General features: G+C 67.3%; 14 protein-coding genes. All 14 read left to right on the top strand.

Translation table 11 applies throughout. The features are described from left to right. The 14 genes from EEY80_RS05495 (at window position 1) to EEY80_RS05435 (ending at window position 12,189) form a co-directional block, all read left to right on the top strand. Window positions 1-270 (top strand): hypothetical protein, encoded by a 270-nt coding sequence (locus tag EEY80_RS05495; RefSeq protein ID WP_126975585.1) that lies wholly within the window; start codon window positions 1-3, stop codon window positions 268-270. A 92-nt stretch (window positions 271-362) separates the two neighbouring features. Further along, window positions 363-647, top strand: a complete 285-nt coding sequence (locus EEY80_RS05490) for a hypothetical protein (RefSeq protein WP_126975584.1) — start codon at window positions 363-365, stop codon at window positions 645-647. A gap of 182 nt (window positions 648-829) precedes the next feature. Then, a complete protein-coding gene (locus tag EEY80_RS05485) occupies window positions 830-1,381 on the top strand; it encodes a terminase small subunit (RefSeq protein WP_164738157.1) in 552 nt (183 codons plus the stop codon). Beyond that, window positions 1,378-3,036 (top strand): terminase, encoded by a 1,659-nt coding sequence (locus EEY80_RS05480; RefSeq protein ID WP_126975582.1) that lies wholly within the window; start codon window positions 1,378-1,380, stop codon window positions 3,034-3,036. The genes EEY80_RS05485 and EEY80_RS05480 overlap by 4 nt, the downstream gene beginning before the upstream one ends. Next, on the top strand, window positions 3,033-3,503 hold the full coding sequence (locus EEY80_RS05475; protein ID WP_126975581.1) for a hypothetical protein: 471 nt from the start codon (window positions 3,033-3,035) through the stop codon (window positions 3,501-3,503). Before EEY80_RS05480 ends, EEY80_RS05475 begins: the two co-directional genes overlap by 4 nt. Next, the gene (locus EEY80_RS05470) at window positions 3,496-5,760 is read left to right on the top strand and encodes a portal protein (protein ID WP_126975580.1); all 2,265 of its coding nucleotides are present in this window, start codon (window positions 3,496-3,498) and stop codon (window positions 5,758-5,760) included. Before EEY80_RS05475 ends, EEY80_RS05470 begins: the two co-directional genes overlap by 8 nt. 1 nt (window position 5,761) lies before the next feature. Continuing rightward, entirely contained in the window at window positions 5,762-6,697 is a 936-nt protein-coding gene (locus EEY80_RS20020) for a hypothetical protein (protein WP_164738156.1), read from the top strand. A gap of 22 nt (window positions 6,698-6,719) precedes the next feature. Beyond that, on the top strand, window positions 6,720-6,890 hold the full coding sequence (locus tag EEY80_RS20015) for a carbon storage regulator (protein ID WP_164738155.1): 171 nt from the start codon (window positions 6,720-6,722) through the stop codon (window positions 6,888-6,890). Between the two features lie 95 nt (window positions 6,891-6,985). Beyond that, window positions 6,986-8,089 (top strand): N4-gp56 family major capsid protein, encoded by a 1,104-nt coding sequence (locus tag EEY80_RS05460; RefSeq protein WP_126975578.1) that lies wholly within the window; start codon window positions 6,986-6,988, stop codon window positions 8,087-8,089. A 58-nt stretch (window positions 8,090-8,147) separates the two neighbouring features. Continuing rightward, window positions 8,148-8,591: a hypothetical protein gene (locus EEY80_RS05455; RefSeq protein WP_126975577.1), complete on the top strand. Its 444-nt coding sequence runs from the start codon at window positions 8,148-8,150 to the stop codon at window positions 8,589-8,591. A gap of 81 nt (window positions 8,592-8,672) precedes the next feature. Beyond that, window positions 8,673-9,161, top strand: a complete 489-nt coding sequence (locus tag EEY80_RS05450; protein ID WP_126975576.1) for a hypothetical protein — start codon at window positions 8,673-8,675, stop codon at window positions 9,159-9,161. Window positions 9,162-9,283: 122 nt separating this feature from the next. Beyond that, entirely contained in the window at window positions 9,284-9,973 is a 690-nt protein-coding gene (locus tag EEY80_RS05445) for a phage adaptor protein (RefSeq protein WP_126975575.1), read from the top strand. A gap of 9 nt (window positions 9,974-9,982) precedes the next feature. Beyond that, on the top strand, window positions 9,983-10,645 hold the full coding sequence (locus tag EEY80_RS05440; RefSeq protein ID WP_126975574.1) for a hypothetical protein: 663 nt from the start codon (window positions 9,983-9,985) through the stop codon (window positions 10,643-10,645). Beyond that, window positions 10,645-12,189: a hypothetical protein gene (locus EEY80_RS05435; RefSeq protein WP_126975573.1), complete on the top strand. Its 1,545-nt coding sequence runs from the start codon at window positions 10,645-10,647 to the stop codon at window positions 12,187-12,189. The genes EEY80_RS05440 and EEY80_RS05435 overlap by 1 nt, the downstream gene beginning before the upstream one ends. The last annotated feature ends 2 nt before the right edge of the window (window positions 12,190-12,191 follow it).

Genomic DNA, 12,191 nt, shown 5'->3' with positions numbered 1-12,191 from the left:
ATGACCGACATCGAGGACCGCATCGACGCGCTCACGTTGGAGGCGCTGGACATGGCCGAGGACGAGCTGACCGCAGCGCATCTGGGCGCGCGCCTGATCACCAGCGCGGCGGCGCTGGCCGGGCACTACGACAGCCCCCGCTCCGTCATCCAAGACCTCCTGACCGATGTGCGCCACGCCTGCGATCTGGCAGGGCTATCGCTGGCCGAAATCGACCGCGATGCCCATCGGGTCTACCTCGAAGAACGTGGCACCGACACCCCGGGCTGACCCACTGGTGACCGGCCTTGCGGGGCCGGCATCCCGTGCGCCAGCATGACCCACAGCAGCGCGGGGCCGACTCGCACATCAGGAGAAACAAGATGACCACCAAACCCACCGAGGACAAATACGGCAGTTTCGATGACCTCGCCGTTGCGCTCGCTGCCACCCCCTACTGGCCGCAGGAGCGTATCGACGCCTTGGCTGCCGAGATCGAGCTTAGGAAGAAGACCTTCGACAAGATCAACTGGACCGGCCTCGTCAAGCTGTCCAGCGAGCATTTCACTACGCCCCAGCCGGTGTATGTCTGCCATAACAGCGCAGGAGACATCCGCCTTGAGCCGGCTCGGATTTTCGCGCCCTACGGCAATTCGCCCCCCATCTGAGGGCGGCGTCGCAGGCTAATGAATCATAACATGCAACATCTGGTGGGGGCGGCGCTTGGGCCCCTCTACACCTGTTGCGCGAATGCCCTCTGGTGCTGCATATTGAGCAGCAATGGCGGATACACCGCCGCGAGGGACATGGCAGGATGCCGCGGTCAAGCGCAAAGGATCAGTCGCGCCCGATGACCGACCGGCAGAAAGCATTCTGCCGGGAGTATCTGCTCGACCTCAACCAGACCGCCGCCGCGATCCGCGCAGGATATGCGCCCGAGTCCGCAGCCGTGACCGCGTCCAAGCTGATGCGCGATCCGCGCGTCCTCGCCCAGATCGAGGCCGGCAAGGCCTCCCGGGCGGAGAGAACCGAAATCGACGCGGATCGCGTCATCGCGGAACTGGCCAAGATCGGTTTCGCCTCGATGCGCCAGTTCATCAGCATCGACGGCAATGGCCAGCCCGCCATCGACCTCACCTCCACACCGCTGGACGATCTGGACGCGCTCGCCGAGGTCAGCACCGAGACCGTCGTCGAGGGACCGGGAGAAGCCCCGATCTACGTCCGTAAGACCAAGATCAAGCTGCACGACAAGATCAAGGCCCTGATGGCGCTCGCCGAGCATACCGGCGCCTTCAGCAAGCGCGACGAAGGCCTCGCCAACGCCTTCGCCGATGCGTTCAAGCAGCTGGTCGACCGCGGGTCGAAGGCGCCCCTGCGCCGCACCGGGGGCACGAGTTGAGCCAGGTGCGCCCCATCCCCACCCCCGAAGAGGTCGACGAGGACTTCGACCCACAGACCGATGCCGATCTGCTGCGGGCGCTGGCTTCATGGCGCTGGCGCATCTATTCCGGCCGGCTCTACAAGATCACCACCAAGGGCGATGACGCCGCCGATGACGAGCCCGAAATCGCGGCCCCCTTCCGGCCCAATGCGGCGCAGCGCGAACTCCTCGACGATCTGCACTACCGCAATGTGATCCCGAAGGCCCGCCAGCTGGGCTTCTCCACCCTGATCGAAATCCTCGGCCTCGATCAGGCTCTGTTCAACCGGGACCAGGAAGTCGTCGTCATCGCTCACACCAAGGATGCGGCCACCAAGCTCTACCGGAAGAAGGTGTGCTTCGCCTACGACAACCTCCCCCCGTTCGTCCGCGCGCTGGTCCCCACCGTGGAGCGGACCCAGACGCAGATGGTGTTCGCCAATGGCTCATCCATCGAGGTGACCTCGTCGGCCCGGGGCGGCACCCCGCATTTCCTGCACATCTCGGAGATGGGCAAGATCGCGGCGAAATACCCGGACAAGGCCGTCGAGATCACCACCGGCTCGCTGCAGGGTGTCCCCGCAACCGGGATTGTCTTCATCGAGTCCACCGCCGAGGGCCAGAGCGGCAGCTTCTACGACATCTGCACCCGCGCCGAACGTCGCGCCGCGACCGAAGCCGCTGAACCGCTGACCAACCTCGAATATCGCTTCCATTTTTTCCCATGGTGGAAGGCGCCGGAATACCGGCTGCGGCCCGAGCAGACCGCCAGGATCAAGATCAGCGCGAAGGAACACCTCTACTTCGACACCGTCGAAGGGGCGATGGATTGCGAGATCGACCTGCACCAGCGCGCCTGGTATATCGCGAAACGCGACACCGACTTCGCAACCACCCCCGACCTGATGTGGCGGGAGTATCCGTCCACCCCCACCGAATGCTGGCAGGCCTCGACCGAGGGCAAATACTACGCCACCGCCATGCTGATCGCCCGGCGCGAGGGCAGGATCTGCAAGCTGCCCGTCCTGCGCCACGTCCCCGTCAATTCGTTCTGGGATCTGGGTGCGGCCGACGACACCGCGATCTGGCTGCATCAGGACGTCGACGGCTGGGACCACTGGATAGGCTTCCATGAAGCCGCAGGGGCCGGCTACCTCCATTTCATCGAGTGGATGGAGAGCCAGCGGTTCATCTGGGGCCGCCACTATCTCCCCCACGACGCCGACCAGAAGCGTCAGCAGAACCAGCACCGGCCCAGCGATTTCGCCCTCGCCTCGCCGGTGATGATCCTGCGCGAGATGCGGCCGTCATGGACGTGGCAGGTGGTGCCGCGAGTCCAGAACATCCAGCACGGCATCGACCTGACGCGACAGGCTTTCCCCCGCTTCCGCTTCGATGAAGAGGCCTGCAAGGAGGGCATCGCCCACATCGAAAACTACTCCCGCGAGTGGAACACAAGGCTGCAGGTCTGGCACGATCATCCGCGCCACGACGAGCATAGCCACGCCGCCGACGCGATCCGCCAGCACCCCCAAGGCTACTCCCGCACCAACGCCGCCGCCGAGGCCAAAGCCCGGGCGGCGAATGGCTTGACCGAACGCCCGCGCCGCCGCGCCACAGGACTGACCGCATGACCGATTTCCCCCCCCTCGATCTCCGCCTCCGCGCCTTCGAGCGGATCACCAAGAACATCATCCTGATCGGGAGTTGGTGGCGAACCGGCCGGGCCAGCTACGAACCATGTCTGGTCCTGCTGCATCCCGGCCGGCCAATTGCCCGCGGCCGCACCACGCCAGTAGTCATCCTCATGTCCGACCTCTGGCGTTTCGCCATGCCGGAGGATCGCAGCGTCGGAGACCCCGTCTATGCGGGCCTGAGGATCAACGAATGGCTGGGGGCGGGGCTCCTTCCTGGTAGCGCCCACCACGCGCGAGACCACGTCGCAATCCTCGACGCCATCAACGACGGAATCCGCGACGTGTTCCATATGCCACCCGATCCACCGGAGATTTTCGGCAAGTCTCTGCCCATCGGGGAGGTCACAATGACGGATCGCGCCTCCGGCCGCACGATCGAGACGGAGATCAGCACCGATGTTTGATCCTGAAAAGCGCGCCCGCCACGAGATTTCCGGCTCCCTGATCTATTCGGGGCGCCGGAAGGGGGTTGCCGGGGACACCTATCTTCCCGCCGATGCCCGCAGCCCCGAAGCCGCCCGCCGGGCCAAGGCCTCGTTCCTCGACAGCGAGCAGGCCGAGCGCATCCACGTCAATCTCATGGGCCACTATATCCGCGAGCTGGACCGCCAGGCCGAAAACCGGCTCGAAATGGCGCTTGACGAGGATTTCTACGACCACATCCAGTTCACCGACGAGGAATTGCAGATCCTCGCCGCCCGCGGACAAGCCCCGCTGGTCTTCAATATGATCCAGACCTCCGTCAACTGGGTGCTGGGCACCCAGCGGCGCGCCCCGATGGACTACCGCGTCCTCAGCCGCAAGAAGGCGGGGACACAGGCGGCGGAACGCAAGACGCAGCTGCTGAAGCATGTCAGCGATGCCAACGGCTTCGATCATGTCACCTCCGACGCATTCGCCTCGGCCGTGAAGGCGGGGCTGGGCTGGCTGGAAGGCGGTCAGGCCGGCCCCGACACCCCCGGCCCGGTGATGCTGCGGTCGGAGTCGTGGCGCTCGATGCTCTGGGACTCCACCTCGACCGCCTATGACATGCAGGACGCCCGCTACCTGATGCGGTCGAAATGGCTGGACGCCGACATCGCCCACGGGATGTGGCCGGATCGGCGCGGGCTGGTGGAACGCAGCATCTCGCAGGCCTCGGCCGGCCTGTTCATGCTCGACGAACTCGGCGACGAGCCCATGGACCATGCGGAGGCCGAGCATTTCGGTTTCGGCGCGTCGCGCGGTCACACCCTCACCTCTGGGTCCGCGAGCCGGGACCGGGTCCGCGTGATCGAGTGCTGGTTCAAGCGCGTCGTCGGCGATGCCGCCGTCATCCGCGGCGGCCAGTTCGCCGGCGAGTTGTTCGACCCGTGGAGCCCGGGCCATGTCGGCGAACTCAACGCCGGGCTCGCCTCGCTGTCGATCCAGCCCCGCCAGATCGTGCATGTCGCCCTGTTCACCGATGCGGGCCTGCTCGACATCCGCCGCAGTCCCTATCGGCACAACCGCTACCCCTTCACGCCGATCTGGGGATACCGCCGCGCCCGCGACGGCATGCCCTACGGGCTGATCCGCGGGGTGCGCGACATCCAGCGCGATCTGAACCGGCGCGCCGCCAAGGCCCTGCATCACCTCTCCACCACCCGGGTCACCGTCCAGGAGGGCGCGGTCGACGACATCGAGACGCTGCGGGACGAGGCCGGCCGGCCCGACGCGGTCATCGAATACAAGTCGGGCCAGCCCGCACCCGTGGTTCAGAGCGACACCAACATCGCCGCCGCACACATCGACCTGATGAGCCGCGACGCCCAGATGATCCAGTCCATCGGCGGTGTCACCGACGAGAACATGGGCCGATCCACCAACGCGAAGTCGGGCAAGGCGATCATCGCGCGCCAGGATCAGGGCGCGCTGGCCACCTCCACGTTCTTCGACAACCTCCGCCGCTCCCGCCAAATCCATGGCGAGAAGACCATCATCCTCTGCGAGCAGTTCTACACCGAGGCCGACGAGATCAGGATCACCGACGCCCGCGGCAATCCCGCCTTCGTCCCGATCAACGACGGCGCCCCCGAGAACGCCATCGCCGCCTTCAAGGCGGATTTCGTGCTGGGCGAGGAGGAATGGCGCCTCACCGTGCGCCAGGCGCAGGCCGAAGCCCTGCTGGACCTCGGTGGACGCCTCGCCGCGACGGCCCCGCAGATCGTCGTCCAGATGCTCGACCTCATCGTCGAGGCCATGGATGTGCCGAAGCGCGACGAACTGGTGAAGCGCATCCGCCAGATCACCGGCGTCGAAGACCCCGACGCGGACCCGAACAATCCGACGCCCGAACAGATGCAGATGGCGGAACAGAAGGCCCAGGCCGCCGAGATGCAGAAGCGGCAGGCCATGGCGGCGCTGGCCGAAGTGGAAGCCAAGGCGCGGAAGATCACCGCCGAAGCCTCGAAGGCCGAGGCCGCGACCGCCACCGACCTGATCGCGCAGATGACCGCGGCCATGGAGGCGGCGCTGCAGATCGCCGGCGCCCCGGCAGTCGCCGCCGCAGCCGACCAGATCCTCGGGGATGCCCGGCTCGCCGCCGGTCTCCCCCCCGACATGGCTGCCCAAGGCGCCATGCCGCCCGTTCCCACCGCGGCACCGCCCGCGACCGTCCCGCCAGTGAGCCAAGGAGCCTGACATGCGCCTCAATCAGTCCGACAACGACCACCTCCCTCCCGACCAGCTCGACGCCGCCGCGCTCAAGGATGTCGGTTTCACCGATGCCGAGATCGCGGCACTGTCGACCGGGGATGATCCCGTGATCGCACCTCCCGCAGCCGCCGCAGCCGCTGCTGCCGAGCCCGCAGAGCCCGCAGAGCCCGCAGTCGGTGCCGCGCCCCCGGCTGCGGCTGCCGCCGCCGCTGCCGCTGCCGCTGCGGTGGAGGCAACCGCGACCGGGGCGGAGGCGGAGCCGGAAGAACCCTCCCGCGAACCCCCGGTGCCCGATCTCTCCGCCGTCGAGGCGCGCATCACGAAGATCGACGAGGAGTTGGTCGCGCTCTACGACCGCTATGACGATGGCAGCCTGACCCGCGCCGAAATGCAGGCGCAGCAGGCCGCCCTCAGCGCCGAACAGGCGAAGGCGCAGCATGCCATCGAGATGGCGCAGCGCCAGATGGACGAGCACAACAAGAAGATGGTCGACCACTGGAACGCCCGCCTCGGCGCCTTCCAGGAACTGGCCCCCGAGTTGTGGACCGACACCCATCGCGACAGCTGGGATGCCACGCTCCGCGAGGTCACCGGCAACACCGCCAATGTCAGCCTCACCCGCGACCAGCAGATCCAGCTGGCCTACAGCATCTATGCCACCCGGCATCAGGCGCTGACCGGTCAGGCGCTGCCCTCGGCCGCCACCGTGACCGCGAAGCGCCAGACCGGTCCCAAGATCGAGCAGCGGCGCGACCCGCGGCCGGATGCCCCGCCGACCCTCGCGGGCTTCAATTCGGACGGCAATGCCGAGCTGGAGGACAGCGCGTTCGCGGCCATCGACCGCATCAAGAACCCGCTGGAAATGGAAGCCGCGCTCGCACGGCTGCCCCCCGACCAGATCGAACGCTTCCTCAAACTCTGACGCCCGAAAAGGACCATCGCCGATGTCGTGGAAAACCCGAGTCGTCCCCACCAATGACGGCTCCACGCCGGAAATCCGCATCGGCGATGACATCGTCCTGAAGTTCGTTCAGATCGGACAGCGCGCCGCCACCATCATCATCGAAGCGCCGCGCGAGATGCCCATTACCCGGGTCTCGCGCTGCGATCCCTAGACCGTTGCTCCGATACCCCAAGATGTGGTAGGAATGCCCAACGCCAAGCATAGGACGTGCCTGGGTCAACACCGTATTGACCGAAGGAGAGTCCGATGCAGACCGTGATCGGCGTCAATGACCCCAAAGCGGTTCGTCGCTGGGCCACCTCGCTGGCCACCGACACCGAAAAGCAGAGCTACTGGTCGCGCTTCGTCGGGACCGGCGAGAACAACATCATCGAGCGCAAGGTCGATCTGGAAGACGAGGCGGGCGACACCGTCCAGTTCGACCTGTCGATGCGTCTGCGCGGCGGCATGACGCTGGGCGATGACCGCGTCGAGGGTTCGGCCGAGGCGCTGACCTTCTACACCGACGAGGTGAAGATCGACCAGGCCCGGAAAGGCGCCTCCGCCGCCGGCCGCATGAGCCGCAAGCGCCTCCTGCACGACCTCCGCCGCATCGCCCGGGACCGCACCTCGGAATATGTGGCGCAGTGGATCGACGAGGGCTATTTCGTCTACCTCTCGGGCGACGCCAACTTCAGCGCGATCAACCAGGACGCCGTCTTCAACAAGCCCTTCGCCGGCAACCCGATCCACGCGCCGGATGCCGACCACCTGCTCTACGCCGGTGCCGCCACCTCGAAGGCGACGCTCACCGCCGCCGACAAGATGAACGTGGCTTTCCTTGAGCGCGTCGCGGTGAAGCCGACGATGATGAACGCGACCAACCCCGACGTCATCCGCATGAGCCCGGTGACGGTCGAGGGGTCCAAGCACTTCATCGTGCTGATGACGAAGTTCCAGGCCTACGACATGCGGGTGGAGACCGGCGATCTCTCCTGGTCGAAGATCCAGCAGTCGCTGGCGACCTCGGAGGGTCGGAAGTCCCCGATCTGCAAGGGCGGTCTGGGCATGATCTCGAACCTCGTCCTTCATGAGCATGAATCGGTGCGCCGCTTCGGCGACTATGGCGTCGGCGGCAACCTGCCCGCGGCGCGCGGGCTGCTGCTGGGCCGGCAGGCCGGTGTCGTCGCCTACGGCAGCGCCGGCAACGGCGCACGGATGACGTGGGTGGAGAAGCTGGTGGATGCCGACAACCAGGTCGAAATCTACTGCGGCGTGATCATGGGCATGAAGAAGACCCGGTTCAACGGCCGCGACTTCGGCTGCTGCGCGCTGGATACCTACTGCCGCGATCCCAACGCGATCGTCTGATCCATCGGGGGGCCGCACGGCCCCCTGACCCTTTCCGCATCGCACAAAGGTAAGAGACATGGCGATCAAGCAGAGCGCGTATTTCAAGGGGAACTCGCGCACCCCCGTGCCGAACCCGCACCGCAAGGGCGAAGTGATCGAATACATGTTCACGCATGTGTTTGCCGAGACCGTGGCCGCCGCCGACATCCTCGACCTGTTCCCGATCTTCCCCTACGGCCGGATCGTCGGCTTCGACTGCGCATCCGAGAACCTGGGCGCCGTCAACCTGACCATCGGCCTGATGTCCGGCAGCCCCGGCTCGCTGGACGCCGCGCGCACCTCGGGTTCCGAACTGGTCAACGCCGGTGCCGCCGGCGCCCCGGCGACCACCGCGCTGACCGCGCTGGCCGCGCTGGCGCAGAACGGCGACACCCCGGTTTCGGTCGGGCTGAAGACGTCGGCCGACATCGTCGCGGGCGCCACCAAGAAGCTGCACTGCCGCATCCGCGTCGTCTCCTGACGCGGTCCGAGGGACGGTTGAAAGCGCCCGCTCCGGCCCACCGCCGGGGCGGGCAATTGCGAAACCGAAAGGGGAGACCTGATGTCCAACATTCTCATCATCGAGGCGCTGCAGAAGCGCCCGGGTGGCAGCCATCATCGCGTCGGCGACGGCACCGCCTACCATTTCGCCGATGACGGCACCGGCCGGCATGTCTGCGCCATCGCCTCGGCCGACCACGCCCAGCAGTTCCTGCGGGTCGCCGAGGGCTTCCGCCTCGCCGGCACCACCGCCGCCACCTCGATCGGCGTCCCCCCGGTCTCGCCCGCGCCGGCCCCGCAGGTGTCGCCCGCTCCGGTCCCGGCACCCGGCGGCGTCGAACCCGCGGCCACCGCCACCGTGATCGAGCCCACGCCCGCGCCCACGCCCGCGCCCGCACCCGCGACGGAAACCCCGCTGGCGCTGGTAGACATGTCGCTGGACCAGCTGCGCGATCTCTTCGCCAAGGAGGTCGGCCGTGAGCCGAACGCCCGGGCCAAGGCCGAGACGCTGATCGCACAGATCGAGGCGACGCGGGCGGAGCGCGCCTGATGGCGCGCCGGGGGCGCCGGAAGACGCCCGGCGCCCCCGGCGACTACTGGAAGCACGATCGCACCCCGCGGCGCCCGTCGTTCTGGCGCCGCCTGTTCGGCAAGCGCCGATAGGAGAACCTGATGGCCTTCCGGGCAAAAGACGTGATGCGCCGCGCCTCAACGATCCTGCAGGACAGCGGGGCCGTCCACTGGCTCGCGGCCGAACTGTTCGCCTACCTGCAGGACGGGATCCGCGAGGTTGTCGCGATCAAGCCCAACGCGAACAGCCGCATCGTCATCCTCAGTCTCGTCGCGGGCACCCGGCAGGAACTGCCCGCCGAGTATTCGATCCTCTCCCGGGTGATCCGCAACATCGTTCAGGGCCAGGAGGAACGGGGCGGCGCCGCGATCCGGCCCATCGACCGGTCCGTGCTGGATGCCCAGATCCCGGGCTGGCAGGACAAATCGGTGATGCCCTTCGCCCGCGCCGTGCTGCATGTCGTCCATGACATGACGACGCCCCGGCAATTCTACGTCGTCCCCGGCAACAACGGTGAGGGCCGCATCGAGGCCGCCGTGGGTGTCGTCCCGCTGGAGCTGTCCGGGCCGACCGGCAGCGCCATGCTCGACGTCGAGGCCTACGACTCCTTCGTCGATCTCCCCGACCTCTACCGCAACCCGCTGGTCGACTATGTCCTCTACCGGGCGCTGTCGAAGGACTCCGGCGAGGCCAATGCGGCGGCGCGGGCCACCGCCCACTACAGTTCCTTCACCGCGGCGCTTGGCGCGATCAACACCGGCGAAGCGGCGATGTCGCTGGGGTCGCGCTGAGGTGCGCAGATGGTCACCACGATCAAGCTGACGCCCTTCCTCGCCTACATCCTGCCCCGCGCCCCGGGCTGCCCCGATCCGGTTGCCCTGTTCCAAACCCGCCTCGCCGCCATCGAGTTCTGCGAGCGGACGCGCTGCTGGCGGCATATGGTGGAGGCCGCGCTGAACGAGCAGGGGCAGGCGATTGTTGCCCCGCCCGGCAGCGCCATCCATGAGATCGAGGATGCGACGCTGGACGGCCGACCGCTGGACCCCACCCAGATCACCGATCTGGCCCATGACGGCGTCGCCCAGACCCCGATGACCGGGCAGGCGAAATACCTGACCCAGGTGACCCCCGACACCGTGTCGGTCTACCCCTTCGAGCCGGGCGTCCTGCGGCTGTCGCTGTTCCTGAAGCCGCGCCACGGGCAGTCCTTCGGCGGAGACCCGGACGATCCGCTCGACGACGCCAACAACCGCGCCCCCGACTTCCTGCTGACCCAGCATGGGGAGACCATCGCGGCCGGGGCGCTGAGCCGGATCCTGTCGATCCCCGGCCAGCTCTGGACCGACGCCAAGGCCGCAACCGCCTTCCGCGCCGTCTTCGACGAGGCGATGCGGGGCGCCTTTTCCAGCAAGATCAGAGGCCAGCAGCGCGCCCCGGTGCGGACGAAACCGAGGTGGCTCTGATGCGCGTCCAGATCGCCAACTTCAAAGGCGAGATGCCGCGCCTCCACCCAAGGCTTCTGCCCGAGAACTACGCGCAAGCCGCGCGTGACATCGTGCTGGAAGACGGCGCGATCCGGGCGTTGCGCGAGCCGGTCACCGTCCACCAGTTTCCCGGGCCGGTGCAGCGGATCATCCGTCACGACAGCGCCTGGCTAGGCTTCGACGCCGATGTCGATGCCACGCCCGGGCCCGTGGCCACCTCGCGGCTCTACATCACCGGCGACGGCGCCCCGAAGATGCGGGTCGACGGCCAGACCTACCCGCTGGCCCTGCTGCCCCCGACCGACGCGCCCACGGTCGAAATCCTCGGCACCGTGGATGTAGCCATCGCCGAGGAGACGCTGTTCGCCTACACCTATGTCACCCAGTGGGGCGAGGAGTCGCCCCCGTCGCCTCTGACGGAGCCGGTGCTATGGCACTCGCCTCTGCAGGTCTTCCTGCAGGGCTTCGTCACCCCGCCCGCCGGGCGCGGGATCACCCTGATCCGCCTCTATCGCTCCCAGACCGGCAGCAGCGGGGAGACCGCGCTGCATTTCGTCGCCGAGTTCTCCGCCTTCGATCTGTCCCACACCCATCTGCCGCTGGACGAGCCGATCCAAGAGCCGGTGCCTAGCACCGACTATGACGCGCCGCCGGCCGGGATGCGCGGGATCATCCCGATGCCGAACGGCATGATGGCGGCCTTCGACGGGAAGGAGGTGCTGTTCTGCGAGCCCTACATCCCGCATGCCTGGCCATCGAAATACGTCCTCACCGTCGCCTATCCTGTCGTCGGGCTGGTCGCGCTGGGTTCCGCGCTTGTCGTGCTGACCACCGGCACCCCCTACATCATCCAGGGCACCCATCCCGAGTCGATGATGCAGGAGAAGGTGGAGTCGAACCTGCCCTGCGTCGCGCGCCGCGGAATCGTGGATATGGGCTATTCGGCGCTCTATCCATCGCCGGAGGGCATCGTCTCGATCTCGCTTTCCGGCGCGCAGGTCATCTCGCGGGAACTGTTCACCGCGGACCAATGGACGGCTCTGGAACCGTCCACCTTCATCGCCACCTCCTATCGCGGCCGATACCTGTTCTCGCACCTCGATGGGGCGGCGCGCCGGATCGGTGCGATCGACACGACCGGAACGCAGCCCTTCTACGAGCGCGCCGACATCAGCGCCGAGGATCTGCATCTCGAAATCCAGACCGGCGCGGTCTTCATGCTGCAGGGCGCCGAGGTCCGGTTGTGGGAGGCGGGTGCGAAGCGTCCCTATCTCTGGCGCAGCCGCCTCTACCACCACGTCCATCGCGAGGGTTTCGGCGCCTTCAAGATCGACACCGAACGCGACGGCGCCACCGTCACCCGCTTCTATGCGGACGGCACCCTGCACCACAGCAGCGACGCGATCGACACCCCCGGGCGGCTGCCGGCCGGCAAGGCCACCCGCTGGGAGGTCGAGGTTGAAGGTGACGCCACAATCAGCGGCATCTCCTTCGCCGCGACGATCGAGGAGCTGCTGAGGTAGCC

It is taken from the genome of Frigidibacter oleivorans, from assembly GCF_003993775.1.
Classification (GTDB): domain Bacteria; phylum Pseudomonadota; class Alphaproteobacteria; order Rhodobacterales; family Rhodobacteraceae; genus Frigidibacter; species Frigidibacter oleivorans.
Note: the sequence above shows the minus strand (reverse complement) of the source record. Positions and strands in the feature narration are given on the sequence as shown.